Source organism: Natronosporangium hydrolyticum, from assembly GCF_016925615.1.
Lineage (GTDB): Bacteria > Actinomycetota > Actinomycetes > Mycobacteriales > Micromonosporaceae > Natronosporangium > Natronosporangium hydrolyticum.
The window spans coordinates 2,771,540-2,790,403 of sequence record NZ_CP070499.1; the positions used below are offsets into that span (position 1 = coordinate 2,771,540).

Consider the following 18,864-nt stretch of genomic DNA (forward strand, 5'->3'; position numbering starts at 1 on the left):
GCATGAAGCGGCTGTTGTGGCTCGGCGTCGGGTTGGCGATCGGTGCGCTGGTGGTGCGGGCGGTCAGCAAGCGGGCGCAGGCGTACACGCCGCGGGGGATGGCCGCGGCGGCGCGGGACTCCGGCGCTAATCTGGTCGACTCGTTACGCGATTTCGTCGATGATGTCCGGGACGGCATGCACGAGCGGGAGCAGGAGCTGCAGACCGCCTTCGCCGAGGGCTTCGTCTTCGAGGACGAGTTGGACGACGCGTACGCCGATGAGCTGACCGACGAGTTCGACGAGGTTCGCGCAGACCCGGCTAAGGCGGGGGCGCCCGACCCAGCGGGGCAGCGTGGGCACCGCACACCACCGGAGGACACCGACCGATGAAGACCGCGGAGATCCGGCGGCGGTTCCTGGCGCACTTCGCCGACAACGACCACACCGTCGTCCCCAGCGCCCCGCTGCCCGCGATCGAGGACCCGAACCTCCTGTTCATCAACGCGGGTATGGTGCAGTTCGTTCCGTACTTCCTCGGGCAGCGGACCCCGCCCTGGCCGCGCGCGACCAGCGTGCAGAAGTGCCTGCGGACGCCGGACATCGATGAGGTCGGCAAGACCACCCGGCACGGCACCTTCTTCCAGATGAACGGCAACTTCTCGTTCGGCGACTACTTCAAAGAGGGCGCCATCCGGCTGGCCTGGGAGCTGGTGACCAAACCCCAGTCCGAGGGCGGGTACGGGCTGGACGAGTCGATGCTCTACGCCTCCGTCTTCCACACCGACGATGAGGCGATCGCACTGTGGAAGAAGGTCGCGGGCCTCTCCGACGACCGGATCGTGCGGCTGGGCATGAAGGAGAACTTCTGGTCGATGGGGATCCCGGGCCCGTGTGGCCCGTGTTCGGAGATCCTCATCGACCGGGGTCCGGAGTTCGGCGCCGACCGGGACTGGGACGCCGGCGACCGGTACCTGGAGCTGTGGAACCTCGTCTTTATGCAGTATGAGCGCGGGCCCGGCACCGGCAAGGAAGACTTCGAGATCCTCGGCGACCTGCCGGCGAAGAACATCGACACCGGCATGGGCCTGGAGCGGGTGGCGTTCGTGCTCCAGGACGTCAACAACATGTACGAGATCGACGAGGTGAAGCCGATCCTGGACCGGGCGGTCGAACTGACCGGCCGCCGGTACGGCGTCGCCGAGCCCGACGATGTCCGGTTGCGCGTGATCGCCGACCACGTCCGCAGCGGGCTGATGCTGATCGGCGACGGGGTGACGCCGAGCAACGAAGGGCGCGGCTACGTGCTGCGGCGGATCCTCCGGCGGGCGGTGCGCGCAGTGCGCCTGCTCGGCTTCGAGGAGCCGGCCTTCCCGCATCTCTTCCCGGTGGCGCGGGACGGCATGGCCGCGTCCTATCCGGAGATCGCCGAAGACTTTGGCCGGATCTCCCAGTACGCCTACGGCGAGGAGGAGGCGTTCCTCGCCACTCTGCGTAGCGGCACCACCATCCTCGACACGGCGATCGCCCAGACCAAGGCGAGCGGCGGTGCCAGCCTCGGCGGCGACAAGGCGTTCCAGCTGCACGACACCTACGGGTTCCCGATCGACCTCACCCTGGAGATCGCGGCCGAGCAGGGCCTCGCCGTGGACGAGGAAGGGTTCCGCCGGCTGATGGCGGAGCAGCGTTCCCGGGCCAAGGCCGACGCGCAGGCCCGCAAGAGCGGCCACATCGACCGGTCGGTGTTCCGTGCGGTGCTGGAGGACGGTGGCAACGTCGAGTTCACCGGCTACCAGGAGCTTGCCCGGGAATCCCGGATCCGGGCGTTGCTGGCGCCGGCCGACGGCACCATGCTGGTGACGGCTGGCGAAGGCGCAATGATCGACCTGGTGCTGGACGCCACCCCGTTCTACGCCGAGGGCGGCGGGCAGCAGCCCGACCTCGGCACGATCACGGTCGGCGGCGGTGAGCTGGAGATCGTCGATGTCCAGTCGCCGGTGCCAGGGGTGATCGTGCACCGGGCCAAGGTGCGGCGGGGCGAGATCCGGGCCGGGGAGATCGGTTTCGCGGAGGTGGACGTCGACCGGCGGCGGGCGGTCTCCCGGGCGCACACCGCCACCCACCTGGTGCACCAGACCATGCGGAACTTCCTCGGCGAGTCCGCCACCCAGGCCGGTTCGCTCAACGCTCCGGGGCGGCTGCGGTTCGACTTCAACACCCCGGGCGCGGTGGCGCCCTCGGTGCTTCGCGACGTCGAGCAGCAGATCAACGAGGTACTGCTGCGGGACCTCGAGGTGCGGTCGTTCATCACCTCCCAGCAGGAAGCGATGCGGATGGGCGCGATCGCACTGTTCGGCGAGAAGTACGGCGACCAGGTCCGGGTGGTGGAGGTCGGTGACTACGCCCGTGAGCTGTGCGGAGGCACCCACGCCGCCCGTTCCAGTCAGCTGGGTCTGGTGAAGATCCTGCACGAGGCGTCGATCGGAGCCGGAGTCCGGCGGGTCGAGGCGTTGGTGGGGATGGACGCCTTCTCGCATCTGGCGCGGGAACACCTGTTGGTGTCGCGGTTGGCGGAGCTGTTCCGGGTGCCTGCCGACCAGGTCGGTGACCGGGTGGAGCAGACGGTGGCGGCGCTGCGGGACGCGGAGAAGGAGCTGGAGCAGCTGCGGGCGCAACTGGTGGTCGGGGGCGCCGCGGCGATCGCCGGTCAGGCGGTGGATGTGCGCGGGGTCGCCTTCGTCGGCGCCGAGGCGCCCGAGGGTGCCTCGAGCGGGGACGTCCGGACGCTCGCGCAGGAGGTGCGCGGCAAGCTCGATCCCGCCCGCCCCGGAGTGGTGGCGGTAACCGCCCGGTCGGGTGGTAAGGCCTCGCTGGTCGTGGCGGTGAACCAGGCCGCCCGCGAGCGCGGCGTCGGCGCCGCCGACCTGGTCAAGCGGGCACTGTCCGGCCGCGGCGGCGGGAGCCCGGAGCTGGCCCAGGGCGGCGGGGTGCCGGCCGCGGAGGCTACGTCGCTGATCAATGCGGTCCAGCAGGGACTGCCCTAGTGAGCTGCCCGACGATCCCGGCGGTCGCGTGTGACTGAGTTCACACCCGGCCGCCGGCTCGGCGTGGACGTCGGTGACGTGCGGATCGGAGTGGCGATCTGCGACCCGTCTGGCCTGGTCGCGACGCCATTGACGACCGTCATGCGGGATCGTGACGCGGCGGAAGATGCTATCCCGGCGGATATGTCCGAGTTGGGGCGGCTGGTGGCTGAGCATGGCACCGTGGAGATTGTGGTTGGCCTACCTGTCACCCTGGCGGGCAGCGAGGGACCTGCCGCCGCCCAGGTCAGGCGGTATGCGCAGCGGCTCGCGCAGCTGCTCGACCCGGTACCGGTAACACTGGCCGACGAGCGGATGTCGACCATGGTGGCAACCCGTAGGCTGTCCGAACGCGGGATCAGGGGGCGGCGCCGGCGCCAGGTCATCGACCAGGCGGCGGCTGCTGAGATCCTGCAGGGCTGGTTGGATGCGCAACGGAGGCGTGCGTCAGGATGAGCGAGCTCGGGCTGAGTTTCGAGGAAGCCCCCAGTAAAGGTCGGCACCGGCATCGCCGGTCAGCCAAGGGGAAGCAGAGTAAGCCGGCAAAACCGGGCAAGCAGGGTAAGCCTCGCAAGAGTCGAGGCGGCAAGTCCCTGATTGCCTTCATGATCGTGGTGCTGGTGCTCGGCGGTCTCGGCGCCGGCGGCTGGTGGGGTATCAACTGGGTCCAGGGCGCGCTCACCGCGCCCGATTACGAAGGTGCCGGCACCGGTTCGGTCACTGTGGAGATCCGGGAGGGGCAGAACCTCTCCGATATCGCCCAGGTGCTCTACGAAGCCGACGTGGTGGCCAGCCCGCAGGCCTTTGTGGACGCGGCGAACGAGAACCCACAGGCGCGGGCGATCCAGCCAGGCTTCTACAGCGTGCCGCAGCAACTCCCGGCGGCGAGCGCCGTCCTGGCGTTACTCGACACCGAGAATCGTGACATCGCCCGGGTCACCATCCCAGAAGGGCTCAGCAGCTTCCGGACCTTCGACCTGCTGGAGGACCAACTCGGCATTCCGGTCGAGGAGTTCGAGGCCGCAGCCGAGGATCCGTTCGCGCTCGGGGTGCCCGAGTTCTGGTATAACCGCACCGACGAGCAGGACGTCGACCCCACCATCGAAGGCTTCCTCTTCCCCGCTACGTACGAGTTTCCGCCCGACCCCACCGCCGAAGTGGTGCTGCAGACCATGGTCACGCAGTTCCTGAACGTGGTGGAGGAGCTCAACTTCGTGGATCGGGTGGAGTCGGACCGCAACATCGCGCCGTACGAGGCCCTGATCGTCGCCTCGTTGGCCCAGGCCGAGGCCGGCGTCCCCGACGATATCGGCCGGGTCGCGCGAGTGGCCTACAACCGGCTGTACATCGAGCAGATGCCGCTGGAGTTCGACGTCACCGTCAACTACTGGTTCGAACTCAACGGCGAACCCACCAAGTCGTCGGCTGAGATGACGGACGCGGAGATGTACGACCCCGACAACCCGTACAACCGTGGTTTGAACGGTCTGGTGCCCACACCGATCAACAACCCGGGCCAGGTGGCTTTGGAAGGGGCGATGGATCCACCGGCCGGCGACTGGCTCTTCTTCGTCGCCGTCGACGGCGAAGGCAACAGTGCGTTCACGAGTACGTACGAGGAGCATTGTGCCGCAGTTCAAGACGCGATCGACGCCGGCATCTTGAACGAGCAGTGCTGATGCCGCGCCGGTAATTCTGGCTTCCTTCACGCTGCGGAGCCCAAGGCGTGAATGCGCTGGTTACACCAGGTGATGCAGTGGTGGATCGTGTTGCGCAGAAGCCTCATGGTTGGGGTGCCCGCGCCCATCGCCACCGCTCACCCACAGACGCGGTAGTTCTTCAGCGGACAGGTGCTGACGGAGTCCGTCGCTGATGATCGCCAGCCGCACCTGTCGGAACGGGTGGGGTGGTCAGTCGCAGCGGCCGGCACAGCTGTGGGACTGCGCTCTTGGCCGCTGCGGTTGGTCCTCGGCTGGCCCACGTGCGGCTGAGGACCAGTGGCCCAGCCCTCTCCTCTCCGTCGCGACCGTTGTCCGACACCAACTCTTGTGCAGGATGGCGTAGGTCGTCAGGTGCAGATCGCTCGTCAACCGCCCCTCATGCTGCGTCTACGAATATTACTTAGAAACGGGTTGATCTATCGATAGAGTGACGGTTAGACTACCAGCAGTGGCTGAGGTTCGGTCACTATGGACTAAGCTGAGGAGTCTTGCCTATGTCCCGTCGTTTTGTTGTGGGTTCGGTCATCCCCATGGTGGTGGCGCTGTTGATGGCTGGTGTGGTCAGCTTGGGTCTGGCTAACCCGGCGTCCGCAGCAGCCCCGGTGGCAGTTGGTGGCAACCCGGCACCAGCAGATCATGGATGGTGCAACAACCATCGAACCTTCCCATGGGGCGGTGCACCGGTGCGTACCGTTCGGCTGCCGAGCATAGGTTCCAACGGAACCACGCACTGCTTGATGCAAGCTGGAGCTCAGGGTAACCACGTCGCGGCCCTTCAACGGACGCTTGTGAATTGTTACGGCCAGAACACCGGCGGGATCGATGGCATCTGGGGAAGCGCTACGACGACCGCTCTGCGAAACGCCCAGCGATCTGCGGGCGTCTCGGTTGACGGGATCTATGGGCCGCAGACGCGGAATGCGTTCAGGTGGGCCGTGTACCTCGATGGAAGTTTCTGGGACTGCGTTCCATATAGCCAGCTCGGGATCTGACCTACGGGGCGCGGCTTGCCCTCGGTCCCGTAGCGTAGGGCGGTAATGTGGGTGCTCTTGAGTGCTTTCTCGGGAGCACCCACAAAGCTTGCGGGGGGTCTGATCATCGTGGTGAGGCGGCGGGCAGCGGTGCTGGGAAAGCCGGTCGGGCACTCGCTTTCGCCGGCGATCCACAATGCTGGGTACGCGGCGGCAGGGCTTACCGACTGGACGTACGCCGCGATCGAGTGCGACGAGCCGGAGCTGGCGGAGTGGGTCGGCGGCCTGGGGGCAGAGTGGGCGGGTCTGTCGCTGACCATGCCGCTCAAGGAGGTGGCGCTCCGGGTCGCCGACGAGGCCAGTGAGCTGGCTGGCGCGCTCGGGGCAGCGAACACGCTGGTTCACCTGCCGGATGGTCGGTGGCGGGCCGACAACACCGATGCTCCCGGGATCGCGACCGCGGTCGGGCGCAGCGGGCCGGTGTCGGCGGTGACCGTACTCGGGGCGGGCGGTACTGCCCGCGCGGCGCTCGGTGCGGCGGCGCAGCTGAACGCAGGGGAAGTGCGTGTGGTCGCCCGCCGGGAGGCGGCCCTCGCCGAGCTGGCGCCGGTCGCCGCCCGCCTCGGGATCAGCCTGCAACCGTTGCCGTGGTCGGAGGCGGCCAGCGCGGTGGCGCAGGCGGATTTGGTGGTCTCGACGCTGCCGGCGGGCGTGGCTGACTCGGTCGCGGACGAAGCTGCCTGGCGGCGCGGCGCGACGCTGCTTGATGTGATCTACCACCCGTGGCCGACTCGATTGGCGGAGGTCGCCGACGCGGCCGGGGTGCGGGTCGTCTCTGGCCTGGAGCTGCTGCTGGCTCAGGCGGTCGGTCAGTTCGAGCAGTTCACCGGGGTGCCGGCGCCGGTGGAGGCGATGCGCGCTGCGCTCACCACCGCCGCGTCAACTGGCTCCTGAGCCGCCTGCCACGAGCCGTCTACGGCGTCGCCACGACCCTCGCCTTGGTTGGCTGGGGAGGGATCTTGTGTACCGATATGTCGGGCATATCTGGGTGCAAGATCCCTCCCTGCCCAACCAATCGGGGGGCTCGTGTCGAGCGCCCTGTGGCGTGAAAATGAGGTGGCGGCCGCCGGGTTGAGGTCGAAGTCGTCTTTGGCGCGGTAAGCCCGTCAACCAATCGGACCGGAGCCGGGGGCTTGAGGCCCTGATCTGTTGTTTCGAACACGTGAGTCAAACTGCTCTATCGATCCGGCTCCCCCGACGGTTGCCTTACCTGGTGAGTTTAGCGGGAAGGGAGGAGCAGCGGAATGGATGTTGTGGTGAGCCGCTGCGCTGGGATTGATGTCGGCAAGGCGCAGTTGGCGGTTACGGTGCGGACGCCCGTGGCCAGCGGCCGGTTCAAGCGGGTGAGGAAGACGTTCGGTACCACCACCGCGCAGCTGATGGCGTTGCACGAGTTCCTCGATGAGCACCAGGTAACCCGGGTGGGTATGGAGTCGGCAGATTTTGGCGCATATCGACATGATCGATGAGCAGGTTCGTCAGCTGGGTGAACGGATCGATGTCGAGTTGGAGCCCTACCAGGCTGAGGTGGCGTTGCTAGACAGCATCCCCGGCGTCGACATCCGCGCTGCACAGGTCATCCTGGCCGAGATCGGCCCCGACATGACCCGTTTCCCCAGCGCTGGGCATCTGGCCTCGTGGGCGGGGCTGTGCCCGGGCAACAACAAGACCGGCGGTAAGGCCCGTTCCGGGCGGACCAGACCGGGAGACAAGTGGCTACGGGCGGCGTTGGGCACCGCTGCCCGTTCGGTGTCGCGTAGCCGCCACGGCTACCTGGCGGCGCAGTGGCGACGTATCGCCGCACGACGTGGCGGCAACCGGGCCACTGTTGCGGTGGCCCACAGCATGATCACCGCGGTTTGGCACATGCTCACCCACAACGTCACCTATCACGATCTTGGTAGTGACCATTTCCTCCAGCTACATAACCCCGACCGGCGCCGCAAACGGCTCGTGGCAGGCCTTGAACTGATGGGCTACCAGGTAGAACTCACCCCACGTACCCAGCCAGGAACCACCTGACCGTACGTCGTGGCCGGGCATTTTCGAGTCAAGAAAGTCCCGGCCGCTGGCACGGGCACCCGCGGGGGAGTGGCTTGCCCAGATGGCGGGCCGGTGACCGGCTTCGGCGCCCGATCGTGACAGACTGTGGACCATGTTGCGCTGGCTGACCGCGGGGGAGTCGCACGGGCCCGCACTCGTCGCCATCCTGGAGGGGGTTCCCGCCGGGGTGTCGCTGACCAGTGCCGAGGTGGTCCGGGAGTTGGCGCGCCGCCGGCTGGGCTATGGCCGGGGCGCCCGGATGTCCTTCGAGCAGGACGAGGTCGAGCTCATCGGCGGAGTCCGGCATGGGGAGACGCTGGGCAGCCCGGTGGCGATCCGGGTCGGCAACAGCGAGTGGCCCAAGTGGCAGACGGTGATGGCGGCCGACCCGGTCGACCCGGCGGAGTTGGCCAGCCAGGCCCGCAACGCCCCGCTGACCCGTCCCCGGCCCGGCCACGCCGACCTCGCCGGCATGCAGAAGTACGGCTACACCGACGCGCGGCCGATCTTGGAGCGGGCCAGTGCCCGGGAGACCGCGGCCCGGGTGGCGGTCGGCACCGTGGCGAAGGCGCTGCTGCGGCAAGGGCTCGGGGCGGCGGTCCTGTCGCACGTGGTGGAGTTGGGGCCGGTGGCGGTCAAGCCTGGGGTGCTGCCGCAGCCCGGCGACGAGCAGCGGATCGACGCCGACCCGCTGCGCTGCCTCGACCCGGAGGCGAGCACCGCCATGGTGGCGGAGGTGGACGCGGCGAAGAAGGCCGCTGACACCCTCGGCGGCGTCGTCGAAGTGGTGGTGCATGGCCTGCCGCCAGGGCTCGGCAGCCACGTGCAGTGGGACCGCAAGGTCGACGCCCGGTTGGCCGCCGCGCTCTGCTCGATTCAGGCGATCAAAGGGGTGGAGATCGGCGACGCCTTCACCCAGGCCCGTTCGCGGGGGTCGGTCGCCCATGACGAGATCATGCCCGGCCCGGACGGAGTCCGCCGGGTCACCGACCGGGCCGGCGGGCTGGAGGGCGGCATCACCACCGGCGAGCCGCTGCGGGTCCGGGCCGCGATGAAACCGATCTCCTCGCTAAACCGTGCCCTGGCCACCATCGATATCGCGACCGGGGAGCCGGCGACCGCGATCAACCAGCGGTCGGATGTGTGCGCGGTGCCCGCCGCGGCGGTGGTGGCGGAGTCGATGGTGGCGCTGGTGTTGGCCGAGGCGGCGCTGGAGAAGTTCGGCGGGGACTCGCTGCCCGAGCTGCGGCGCAATCTCGACGGCTACCTCGAGCACCTGGTGATCCGGTGACCAGGCCGCGCTGCGTGCTTGTCGGGCCGCCGGGTTCGGGTAAGAGCAGCGTCGGGTTGGCGTTGGCGGAGCTGCTGCGGCTGGAGTTCCGGGACACCGACAGCGATATCGAACAGCTCGCCGGCAAGCCGATTCCGGAGATCTTCTTCGACGACGGCGAGGAGCATTTCCGGGCGCTGGAGCGGGAGGCGGTGACCTCCGCGCTGCGCTCCTTCGACGGGGTGCTGGCGCTGGGCGGGGGCGCGGTGCTCGCGGAGTCGACCCGGGCCGCGCTCGCCGGGCACACCGTCGTCTTCTTGTCGGTGGAGTTGGCCGACGCGGTGCAGCGGGTCGGGCTGGGGCAGGGCCGTCCGCTGCTCGCGCTGAACCCGCGCGCCACCCTGCGGCACCAGCTGGACCAGCGGCGACCCCTCTATCAGCAGGTCGCCTCGGCGACGGTGGTCACCGACGGCCGGGATGTGCCGGAGATCGCGCTGGAGATCGCGGCGATCCTACGGTCAGGCTGACCGGTCGATCTCCCGACCGTTCTTCCAGACCGTGGTCAGGTCGAAAATCGCCTCGATGTCGGTGGTCGGATCCCCGGGCACCAGCACCAGGTCGGCCCGGTGGCCGGGGGCGATCCGACCCCGGTCGGACAACCCGAACACCCGGGCCGGGGTCGCGGTGGCCGCGGTCAGCGCCTCGGCCGGGGTGAGCCCGGCGGAGACCAGCAGCCGCAGCTCCCCGAGCATGCTGGCGCCGTGCGCGGTGCCTGGATTCGGCGCGTCCGTGCCGGCGAGGATGGGTACGCCGGCCCGGTGCAGGGCGCCGACGTTGTCGATGGCGGCGGCCAGCCGCTCCGGATCGCACGAGCTGAACTGGCGGGTGAGCGTGGTCAGCTGGTGGACGGTCAGCGCGGGGAGCAGCCGGGGATCGGCGTGCAGCCCGGGTGCCGGGTCGCCGCAGCTGATGCTGGCTATCACCGAGAGCGTCGGCACCACTACCGTCCCGGCCTGCTGCAACACCGCCAGCTGACGCTCGGCGAACCGGTCGGCGTACGGCACGTGGACCAGTGCGTCGGCGGCGGCGTCTGCGGCGGTGACCGCGTCGGCGGTGGCCGAGACGTGGACCATCGCCCGGACGCCGGCCTCGTGGGCGGCGGTGATCAGCCCGTACGCCTGCTCGGGCTCGAGGGCGCGGTAGGAGGCTCCCGGCAGCGCACCACCATCCTCAATGAACACTTTCAGATAGTCCGAGCCCTCGGCGATCCGGCGGGCGACGAACTCTGCCGGATCGGTCTGCGGACCGACGGTCGGGATGGTGCCGGTGTCTGGCCAACCACCCGGCGCGGTGGCTCCGATGCCGGCGCTCCAGACATCCGCCAGGGTGGTGGCGGCGGCGCGGCTTCGGCCCCTGGTGGCGCCGGAGAGCAGGGCGAGGTCGTGGGTGAACATGTCCAGCAGCGTGGTGACGCCGAACCGCGGGGCGTCCAGCCGCGCGGTCTGCTCAAGATGGACATGCGCGTCGATGAGTCCGGGTAGGAGGGTTCCCCCGCCGCCGTCGATCCGGGGCACCCCGGCTGGCGCGGTCACGTCGCGGTCGACAGCCGTGATCAGGCCAGCCTCGACCCGGACCGAGTACGCGTCGAGGCGGCGCTCACCGTCGAAGACGTTGACGTTGCGCAGGAGGAAGTCGGCCTCCGGTCGGCGTTGGCAGCCGACGGCGGTCGCGGTGACCACTGCGGCGCCTGCGGCGAGCACACTGCGCCGGCGAACCGGGGCGTTCGGGTCGAAGCCGGCGTTCGGGCTGGGGACTCGGTGCATGGGCCGCCTCCGGGAGACTGTGCTCCCTTAGCAACGGTGTGGCGGCGTGGGAACGTTGTCACCGGCTGTGTCGGATCGCCGACAGTGCTTGGTGGCTCGTGTGGCATGGCCGAGTTGGGACCGGAGCTTTATCGAACGTTAACCCCCACCGGTAGGAAAGTCGAGATCTGCTCGCTAAGCTGTCGCCGTACCCGAGCGCCGCGAGTGCCTTTCGTGTGCCTGCTAGGGCTCAGCCAGCTAAGGAGAATCCCAGGATATGAAGGTCCGCAAACTGGCCGCGCTCGGCGCGGCTACCGTACTCGCCGCGGCGATGGCCGCCTGCGGCACCGACGATGACGCCGGCGGCAACGGCAACGGCAACGGCAACGGCGAGTGGCCGGACGAGATCGTCCTCGGGCTCGTGCCGTCGCAGGATGTCGACGAGTTGGTGGAGGACGCCGATGTGCTGGCGGACCTGATCAGCGCCGAACTCGACCACCCGGTCCGGGCGGAGATCACCCAGAACTACACCGCGCTGGTCGTGGCGATGCAGACCGGCCAGGCGCACATCGGCATGTTCGGCCCGATCGCGCTGGTGCAGGCGGCCGACCAGGCCGACGCCAATGTCGTCCTGCAGTCGATCCGCCGGGGCACCGAGAGCTACCACACCCAGTGGTTCACCAACAACCCGGAGCGGTTCTGCCAGACCGACGTTGTCGAGGCTGAGAACCCGGAGGGTAACACCGTCAGCTACTGCAACGGCACCGACGCGGCCGAGTTCGGCCCGGTTGGTGACGAGGCGCTCGCGGAGGTCGAGGCCGGCGAGACCATCATGTTCGTGGATGAGGGCTCTGCCTCGGGCTACTACTACCCGGCGACCCAGCTGCAGGCCGCGGCCGGGCTGGACCCGTTCAACGACATCGACGCCCAGTTCGGGGGTAACCACCCGAACGCCGCGCTGGCGGTGCAGCGGGGCGACGCCGAGATCGGCGTGAGCTTCGACGATGTCCGTAACGACCTGGTCGAGGAGGACCCGGCGATCGGTTCCGACCTGGTGGTCTTCGCCTGGTCGGACGAGATCCCGAACGATGGTGTGGCGGTCGCCGGTGACCTGCCGCAGGACCTACAGGACGCGATCACCGACGCCTTCGTCGCCGTGATCGAGACCGACGAAGGGCTGCAGGCGTTCGACGACGTCTACAGCATCGAGGGCCTGGTGCCGGCGGACCTGGACGCGCTGGACGTGGCGCGCCAGGTGGCGGCGAACTTCGGCGACTAGCACGACACGTTCGGGCGGGGCGGCGTCACGGCGCTGCCCCGCCCGAACGGTGTTCCGTACCAAGTGGAGGGAAGCGGTCTGTGATCCAGTTCTCTGGTGTCTCTGTGGTCTACCCCGGAGGGACCCACGCGTTGAGCGATATCGACCTGGAGATCGCTGACGGTCAGTTCGTCGTGGTGGTGGGGCTCTCCGGTGCCGGCAAGTCCACTCTGGTGCGGACGATCAACGGTCTGGTGCCGCTCACCAGCGGCAGCCTTGAGGTGGGCGGGCGGCGCGTGGACGGCGCAAGCCGGCGCCAGCTGCGGGCGTTGCGCGCCGACATCGGCATGATCTTCCAGTCGTTCAACCTGGTCAAGCGCACCAGCGTGCTGAACAACGTACTCATGGGCCGGCTGCACTCGACCCCGACCTGGCGTTCGCTGCTCGGGCTGTATAAGCGGTCTGACAAAGAGTTGGCCTTCCAAGCGCTGGAACGGGTCGAGGTGGTGGAGAAGGCGTACGTGCGGGCGAGCAACCTCTCCGGCGGCCAGCAGCAGCGGGTCTCGATCGCCCGAGCCCTGGCGCAGGAGCCGCAGGTGATGCTCGCCGATGAGCCGGTCGCCTCGCTCGACCCGCCGACCGCCAACGTGGTCATGCGCGACCTGCAGCGGATCAACCGCGAACTCGGCATCACCACCATCGTCAACCTGCACTTCCTGGACCTCGCCAAGCGGTACGGCGACCGGATCATCGGAATGCGGGAGGGCCGGGTGGTCTTCGACGGCACCGGGGAAGAAGCCGACGAGAAGGTCTTCGAGGATATCTACGGCCGGTCGTTGACCGCCGACGACGTGATCGGCGAGGAGCCGGTCGAAGTGGACCTCGACAAGGTGCTGGACGCCGAGTCGTGAGCACCGACCTGACCATGCCGGTGGCGGGCCCGGTCGGCGCGGGGCGGCCGCCCCGGCCCCGACCCCGGTGGTCGTTGTGGATCGGTCTCGGGATCGTCGCGCTCATCACCTGGTGGGCCGGCCGTCAGATCGACTTCACGCTCACCCCGCTCTTTACCGACTTCGACCGCGGCAGCGCGATCGTCTCCCGGTTCTTCGACCCCAACTGGGGGTTCATCTTCCAGGTGTGGCCCCGCTGGCTGGAGACCCTCTACATCGCGGTGATCGCCGCGTTGGTCGGCAACGGCCTGGCGCTGTTCATCTCGCTGCTGGCTAGTCCGGTCACCAGCCCCAACCGGTTCACCTACCAGGCCGCCAAAACTGTGCTCAGCGTGGTCCGTTCGTTGCCGGACGTCGCGTACGCGTTGTTGTTCGTGGCTGCGGTGAGCACCGGCGCGCTCGCGGGCATCCTGGCGTTGATCATGTTTAACATCGGGATCAACGCCAAGCTCACCTCGGAGACGATCGACGCGGTCGACACCGGCCCGGTGGAGGCGGCCGACGCCGCCGGCGCGAACCGGCTGCAGCGGGCGTGGGGCGCGGTGGTGCCGCAGATCCTGCCGAGCTACCTCTCCTACAGCTTGTACGTCTTCGAGCTCAACATCCGGGCCTCGGTGGTGATCGGCATCGTCGGCGGCGGCGGCATCGGCGCGGTGATCATGGTGCAGCTGAGCCGTTTCAACTACGAGAACCTGGGCGCGATCATCGTGGCGCTCTTCGCCGTGGTGTTCCTGCTCGACCGAGTCTCGATCTGGTTCCGTCGGAGGTTGGTGTGACCGGAATGCTGCGATCCGATCGTGACCCGCACGCCGCGGGTCGGCTCCCGTTGCACCGGGGTGACCGGCCGCAGCCGCCGGGCAAGACTCGGCAGACCATCGGCCTGCTGCTGGTCCTGGGCGTGGTGCTGGTCTGTTTCTGGTTGGTCGACGCCCGCTGGGGCCGGCTGATCGAGGCGCCGCCGATCCTGGCCGACTACTTCGAGCTGATGGCCCAGGGGGTGTTCCAGAACCCGGTCGAGGACCCGACCGTGGGCTACTGGCAGCGCGCCTTCGACCTGATGCTCGAGTCGCTCTACATGGCGTGGATCGGCACCATGATCGGGGCGCTGCTGTCGTTCCCGCTGGCCTTCCTGGCGGCCGAGAACGTCGCCCCGAAGCCGGTGGTCTTCGTCACTCGGCAGTTCCTGAACGCGATCCGGGCGATCCCGGAGCTGATCTTCGCGATCGCGATCATGCTGCCGATCTTCGGGCTCGGCCCGCTGGCCGGGGCGCTCGCCCTCGGCGTCGGGTCGGTCGGCACCCTCGGCAAGCTCACCAGCGAGGTGATCGAAGGGACCGACCGCGGCCCGGTGGAGGCGGCCCGGGCCTCCGGCGCCGGGTTCCTGGCCACGCTGCGGTGGAGCATCGTGCCGCAGGCGCTGCCCGAGACGATCGCCTTCTGGCTCTACCGGTTCGAGATCAACATCCGGGCCGGGGCGGTGCTCGGCGTCCTCGGCGCCGGTGGCATCGGCTCGATCCTCTCCGACCTGTTCCGGGTCCGGGCCTGGGACCGGATCGGGATCACCCTGCTAGTGATCATCGTGGTGACGGTGATTATCGACCAGATCTCAGCGCGGGTCCGTAATAGAATCATCCAGGGCCCGGGCGTCTCCGCCCGGTCTACCCAGCTCCAGCCGGTGACCGGTCCGGCCGCGGCCTGATCGGCTCCACCGTCTGACCGTTCCACCGGCTGACCGTGTCCCGCCTGAGCCCAGGAGCGCCCGCTGAGCACCACCATCCCGGTCACCGGGCCACCCCCGTACGACGTAGTGGTCGGCCACGACGTGTTGGCGTCCGTGCCGGCGGCGCTGGCCGGCACGCAGCGGGTGGCGGTGATCTTCGCCCCGCCGCTGGCGGCGCTCGCCGAGCGCGTCGCCGCCCTGCTCACGGCGGCGGGCAGCGAACCGACGCCGGTGCCGGTGCCGGATGCGGAGTCGGGCAAGAACGCAGAAGTTCTCGCGAGGTGCTGGGATGCGCTCGGCGCGGCCGGGTTCACCCGCAGTGACGCAGTCGTCGGTGTCGGCGGCGGGGCCGTCACCGACCTCGCCGGCTTCGTCGCCGCCACCTGGCTGCGTGGGGTGCGCTGGGCGGCGGTCCCGACCAGTCTGCTGGGGATGGTCGACGCCGCGGTCGGCGGCAAGACCGGGATCAACACCGCCGCCGGCAAGAACCTGGTCGGCGCCTTCCACCCGCCGGCGGTGGTCGCCGCCGACCTCGACGTTCTGCGTACGCTGCCGCCCGCCGACCTGGCCGCCGGGCTGGCCGAGGTGGTCAAGTGCGGGTTCATCGCGGACCCGACGATTTTGAAGCTGATCGAGGCCGACCCGGCCGCGGCGCAGCAGCTCGACGGCGAGATCCTGCCGGAGCTGGTGGAGCGGGCGATCCGGGTCAAGGCCAAGGTGGTCTCGACCGACCTGCACGAGGCCGGCCTACGCGAGGTGCTCAACTACGGGCATACCCTCGGGCATGCGGTCGAGCAGATCGAGGGCTACCAGCGGCGTCACGGCGAGGCGGTGGCGATCGGGCTGGTCTACGCGGCGGCGTTGGCTCGCCACGCCGGGCGGCTGGACGACGCGACCGTGGAGCGGCACCGGACGGTGCTGCAACAGCTGCGGCTGCCCACCACCTACCGGGCCGACGCCTGGCCGCAGCTGCGGGCGGCGATGAACATCGACAAGAAGACCCGGGGGGCGACCCTGCGGTTCGTGATCCTCGACGGGCTGGCCCGGCCCGCCACCCTGGAAGGGCCCTCCGAGGAGCTGTTGGCGCAGGCGTACTCCGAGGTGGCGGTGTGATCGCGACCTATGTGCTCAACGGTCCCAACCTCGGCCGGCTCGGCACCCGGCAGCCCGACGTCTACGGGGTGACCTCGTACGCCGACCTGGTGGACCTGTGCGAGCAGACTGGTGAGCAGCTCGGGCTGGCGGTGACGGTCCGGCAGACCGATGCCGAGCACGAGCTGTTGGGCTGGCTGCACCAGGCTGCGGACGAGGCCGCCCCGGTGGTGTTGAACCCGGCCGCCTGGTCGCACTACTCGTACGCGGTGCGGGACGCTTGCGCCATGCTGCGGGCGCCGCTGCTCGAGGTGCACATTTCGAACATCCACGCCCGGGAGTCGTTCCGGCACCACTCGGTGGTCTCGGCGGTCGCCACCGGGGTGATCTGTGGGCTTGGGGTGGACGGCTACCGGCTAGCGCTGCGCTACGTCGCCGACCGGCTCGCGGTCGGCGACGACGGTTAGGAACCGGTCCCAGTCGGGGATGTCCACCGCGCCGTCGATCGGAGTGTTCCACGGCGCCACCATCCGGCACACCAGCGCCTCGGGCCGTTCCTTGACGAAGTTCGGCAGCGCGATGGGTGAGTCGTCCAGGTAGACGTCGCAGGCGACCTCGTGCTTGTCGCCCCGGAAGTGGATCTCGCGGGTGGGGAGCCGGTGCTCGGCGATCCACTCCAGGGTCTCCGGGATCGCCCAGTCGAACTTGGCCGAGATGATCACGATGTCGTGACCGTCGGCGGCCAGGCTGCGCAGCCCTGCCAGCGCGCCCGGGATCGGCTCCAGCTGGCGGAAGATCCGTCGTAGTCGCACCCAGTCCCAGAAGGCCGGCATGTCCGGAAAGTGAGTAAGCCGATGTAGGCCGTCCCATTCGATTGGGGTCGACATCCGTTCGCCGCCGAATTCCGAGTGGTAGCGGTCCAGCCAGCAGTTGTCGAAGTCCGCCACTACCCCGTCAAGATCAATCCCGAGCCGCATGTCGGTAGGGTACGTCCCGTCCGGCGCGGGTCGTCCCATCGGGTGGCGCCGGGCGCCGACCGGGATGTCGTTCGGGTAAACTCCATCGGGTTTGCCAGTGAGCTAATCCGCCAGCTGTAAGCCGAGACGAAAGAAGCTGCGACCTCGATGGCCACCACGAACGACCTCAAGAACGGCATCGTCCTCAACCTCGACGGGGCGCTCTGGTCCGTTGTGGAGTTCCAGCACGTCAAGCCCGGCAAGGGCGGTGCGTTCGTCCGGACCACGCTCAAGAACGTGCTCACCGGCAAAGTGGTCGACAAGACCTTCAACGCCGGCACCAAGGTCGAGACCGCCACCGTCGACAAGCGCACCATGCAATATCTGTACGCCGACGGTGACGACTACATCTTCATGGACCTGGAGACCTTCGACCAGCTCCAGGTTCCGGGCGCCACCGTGGGCGAGTCGAGCCAGTGGCTACTCCCGGAGGCGGAGGTGGTGGTGGCCACCCACGAGAGCGTGCCGCTCTACATCGAGCTGCCGGCGAGCGTGGTGCTGGAGATCACCTACACCGAGCCGGGGGTGCAGGGCGACCGCTCCAGCGGCGGCACCAAGCCGGCGACGGTGGAGACCGGGGCGAACGTCGCCGTGCCCCTCTTCGTCACCACCGGCGAGAAGATCAAGGTCGACACTCGCGACGGCCGTTACCTCGGCCGGGCCTGACCGCGATGGCGGAGGGACCCAAGCTACGCATGCCGGCCCGCCGCAAGGCGCGCAAACGGGCGTTGGACGTGCTCTACCAGGCGGACCTGCGCGGGCTGGACGCGGCTGCGGTGCTCGACGATTATGTGAAGCGACTCGAGGAGCGCCCCGATCACTTGGGGTACGCGATGACGCTGGTCCGCGGCGTGGTGGCCCACCAGGACCGGATCGACGAGTTGATCGGCAGCTACGCCGAGGGCTGGACGCTGGCCCGGATGCCTCCGGTCGACCGCAACCTCGCCCGGATCGCGGTCTTCGAACTGCTCTGGGTGGACGATGTCGACCACCCGGTGGCGATCACCGAGGCGGTGGAGCTGGCCCGGCAGATGTCGACCGATGACTCGCCACGGTTCCTCAACGGCCTGCTGGGCCGGATCTCCGAGTTCGCCACCCCGTAAGGCCCGCGGGGCCTTACCCGTCGATCATGAGCTAGGTGACCGACACGCTCGGCGTGTCGCTCACCTAGCTCATGATCGACCGCGCGGGGTGGGCGGCCGGCGGCGGAGCCGGAGCACGACCGCGTCGACCGGCGGCGCCGGGGTGAACCGGTGGGCCGGGATGACCGGCCCGAGCGAAAATTCGAACCGGCGGTGCCAGCCGGCTACCTCCCGCTGCCGACCCCGGGCAGCGGTCGGCCCCGGGGCCAGCGCCGTCGCGACCAGCCGCCGGCCGGCGCCCAGCTCGACCACCAGGTCCGCGGCGGCGAGCCGGCTGTCGACCAGCCGCCGCAGCAACGGTGTCGTTATCGAGAACGGGATGTTCGCCACCGCCTTGAACGGACGGTGGGGAAGCGGCACCGTCAGGGCGTCGTTGGCGACCACGGTGACCTGCGGCGACGCCGCCATGCGGGCTTCGAGCTTGGCCGCGATCCGGGGATCGCGCTCGACCGCGATGACCCGGGCGCCGGTGGCGGCCAGTGGTCTGGTCACCGCCCCCAGCCCTGCCCCGAGGTCGAGGACCAGGTCGTCGCTGGTGACCCCGGCGGCGCGGACCAGCCGCCGGGCGGCTGGGTCAGTGAGCCGGTGCGCCCCGGAAGGGTTCGGAACCGTGGCACGGCGCGATCGCCGTACCCCGCTCACGGAAGCTCATGACCATTAACACAGTCGTCTCCTCTGCCTCGCCCTGCTCAGGCCGACCGCTGCCGACCATAGAGGGCTCAACCCCGACACCACCAGCGATTTTCCTGTAGCGCGCC

General features: G+C 69.1%; 21 protein-coding genes. 18 read left to right on the plus strand and 3 right to left on the minus strand.

The features are described from left to right. The first annotated feature begins 2 nt into the window (after positions 1–2). The 10 genes from JQS43_RS12190 to JQS43_RS12230 all read left to right on the plus strand — a co-directional run bounded on the left by JQS43_RS12190 (position 3) and on the right by JQS43_RS12230 (position 9,653). The gene (locus JQS43_RS12190) at positions 3–371 is read left to right on the plus strand and encodes a hypothetical protein (RefSeq protein WP_239679193.1); all 369 of its coding nucleotides are present in this window, start codon (positions 3–5) and stop codon (positions 369–371) included. After that, positions 368–3,022 carry an alanine--tRNA ligase gene (gene alaS / locus JQS43_RS12195; RefSeq protein WP_239679194.1) on the plus strand — a complete coding sequence of 885 codons (2,655 nt, stop codon included), beginning with the start codon at positions 368–370 and terminating at the stop codon, positions 3,020–3,022. The genes JQS43_RS12190 and alaS overlap by 4 nt, the downstream gene beginning before the upstream one ends. Positions 3,023–3,052: 30 nt before the next feature. Continuing rightward, positions 3,053–3,517 (plus strand): Holliday junction resolvase RuvX, encoded by a 465-nt coding sequence (gene ruvX, locus JQS43_RS12200; protein ID WP_239679195.1) that lies wholly within the window; start codon positions 3,053–3,055, stop codon positions 3,515–3,517. Next, entirely contained in the window at positions 3,514–4,740 is a 1,227-nt protein-coding gene (gene mltG / locus JQS43_RS12205; RefSeq protein ID WP_275581070.1) for an endolytic transglycosylase MltG, read from the plus strand. The genes ruvX and mltG overlap by 4 nt, the downstream gene beginning before the upstream one ends. 779 nt (positions 4,741–5,519) lie before the next feature. Further along, positions 5,520–5,774 (plus strand): peptidoglycan-binding domain-containing protein, encoded by a 255-nt coding sequence (locus JQS43_RS26300; protein WP_420847697.1) that lies wholly within the window; start codon positions 5,520–5,522, stop codon positions 5,772–5,774. A gap of 111 nt (positions 5,775–5,885) precedes the next feature. After that, positions 5,886–6,707: a shikimate dehydrogenase gene (locus tag JQS43_RS12210; RefSeq protein ID WP_420847675.1), complete on the plus strand. Its 822-nt coding sequence runs from the start codon at positions 5,886–5,888 to the stop codon at positions 6,705–6,707. A 350-nt stretch (positions 6,708–7,057) separates the two neighbouring features. Continuing rightward, on the plus strand, positions 7,058–7,282 hold the full coding sequence (locus JQS43_RS12215) for a hypothetical protein (protein ID WP_239679197.1): 225 nt from the start codon (positions 7,058–7,060) through the stop codon (positions 7,280–7,282). Next, positions 7,272–7,835: a transposase gene (locus JQS43_RS12220; RefSeq protein ID WP_239679198.1), complete on the plus strand. Its 564-nt coding sequence runs from the start codon at positions 7,272–7,274 to the stop codon at positions 7,833–7,835. Before JQS43_RS12215 ends, JQS43_RS12220 begins: the two co-directional genes overlap by 11 nt. 133 nt (positions 7,836–7,968) lie before the next feature. After that, a complete protein-coding gene (gene aroC, locus JQS43_RS12225; RefSeq protein ID WP_239679199.1) occupies positions 7,969–9,147 on the plus strand; it encodes a chorismate synthase in 1,179 nt (392 codons plus the stop codon). Further along, the gene (locus JQS43_RS12230; protein WP_239679200.1) at positions 9,144–9,653 is read left to right on the plus strand and encodes a shikimate kinase; all 510 of its coding nucleotides are present in this window, start codon (positions 9,144–9,146) and stop codon (positions 9,651–9,653) included. The genes aroC and JQS43_RS12230 overlap by 4 nt, the downstream gene beginning before the upstream one ends. Here JQS43_RS12230 and JQS43_RS12235 read toward each other — a convergent pair. Further along, a complete protein-coding gene (locus JQS43_RS12235) occupies positions 9,645–10,949 on the minus strand; it encodes an amidohydrolase family protein (RefSeq protein ID WP_239679201.1) in 1,305 nt (434 codons plus the stop codon). The genes JQS43_RS12230 and JQS43_RS12235 overlap by 9 nt on opposite strands. A gap of 256 nt (positions 10,950–11,205) precedes the next feature. On the opposite strand from JQS43_RS12235, the gene JQS43_RS12240 reads away from it, so the two are divergent. The 6 genes from JQS43_RS12240 to aroQ all read left to right on the plus strand — a co-directional run bounded on the left by JQS43_RS12240 (position 11,206) and on the right by aroQ (position 16,415). Further along, positions 11,206–12,207 carry a phosphate/phosphite/phosphonate ABC transporter substrate-binding protein gene (locus JQS43_RS12240; protein ID WP_239679202.1) on the plus strand — a complete coding sequence of 334 codons (1,002 nt, stop codon included), beginning with the start codon at positions 11,206–11,208 and terminating at the stop codon, positions 12,205–12,207. An 80-nt stretch (positions 12,208–12,287) separates the two neighbouring features. Further along, positions 12,288–13,097: a phosphonate ABC transporter ATP-binding protein gene (gene phnC, locus JQS43_RS12245; RefSeq protein WP_275581071.1), complete on the plus strand. Its 810-nt coding sequence runs from the start codon at positions 12,288–12,290 to the stop codon at positions 13,095–13,097. Next, a complete protein-coding gene (gene phnE, locus JQS43_RS12250; RefSeq protein ID WP_239679204.1) occupies positions 13,094–13,912 on the plus strand; it encodes a phosphonate ABC transporter, permease protein PhnE in 819 nt (272 codons plus the stop codon). Before phnC ends, phnE (JQS43_RS12250) begins: the two co-directional genes overlap by 4 nt. Positions 13,913–13,917: 5 nt before the next feature. Further along, positions 13,918–14,835, plus strand: coding sequence for a phosphonate ABC transporter, permease protein PhnE (gene phnE, locus JQS43_RS12255; RefSeq protein ID WP_239679403.1), 918 nt, complete (start codon positions 13,918–13,920; stop codon positions 14,833–14,835). A gap of 63 nt (positions 14,836–14,898) precedes the next feature. Then, entirely contained in the window at positions 14,899–15,969 is a 1,071-nt protein-coding gene (gene aroB / locus JQS43_RS12260) for a 3-dehydroquinate synthase (RefSeq protein ID WP_239679404.1), read from the plus strand. Next, entirely contained in the window at positions 15,969–16,415 is a 447-nt protein-coding gene (gene aroQ / locus JQS43_RS12265; RefSeq protein ID WP_239679405.1) for a type II 3-dehydroquinate dehydratase, read from the plus strand. The genes aroB and aroQ overlap by 1 nt, the downstream gene beginning before the upstream one ends. On the opposite strand, the gene JQS43_RS12270 is transcribed toward aroQ, so the two are convergent. After that, entirely contained in the window at positions 16,365–16,925 is a 561-nt protein-coding gene (locus tag JQS43_RS12270; RefSeq protein ID WP_239679205.1) for a 5' nucleotidase, NT5C type, read from the minus strand. The two genes, aroQ and JQS43_RS12270, sit on opposite strands and share 51 nt — an antisense overlap. Positions 16,926–17,072: 147 nt before the next feature. On the opposite strand from JQS43_RS12270, the gene efp reads away from it, so the two are divergent. Together efp and nusB are read left to right on the plus strand one after the other, a co-directional pair. Further along, positions 17,073–17,630, plus strand: coding sequence for an elongation factor P (efp, locus tag JQS43_RS12275; protein WP_239679206.1), 558 nt, complete (start codon positions 17,073–17,075; stop codon positions 17,628–17,630). Between the two features lie 29 nt (positions 17,631–17,659). Next, positions 17,660–18,067 carry a transcription antitermination factor NusB gene (gene nusB / locus JQS43_RS12280; protein WP_239679406.1) on the plus strand — a complete coding sequence of 136 codons (408 nt, stop codon included), beginning with the start codon at positions 17,660–17,662 and terminating at the stop codon, positions 18,065–18,067. A 69-nt stretch (positions 18,068–18,136) separates the two neighbouring features. Here the strand turns inward: nusB and JQS43_RS12285 are convergent, their stop codons facing one another. After that, entirely contained in the window at positions 18,137–18,748 is a 612-nt protein-coding gene (locus JQS43_RS12285) for a 23S rRNA (adenine(2058)-N(6))-methyltransferase Erm(C) (RefSeq protein ID WP_239679207.1), read from the minus strand. Positions 18,749–18,864 lie beyond the last annotated feature (116 nt).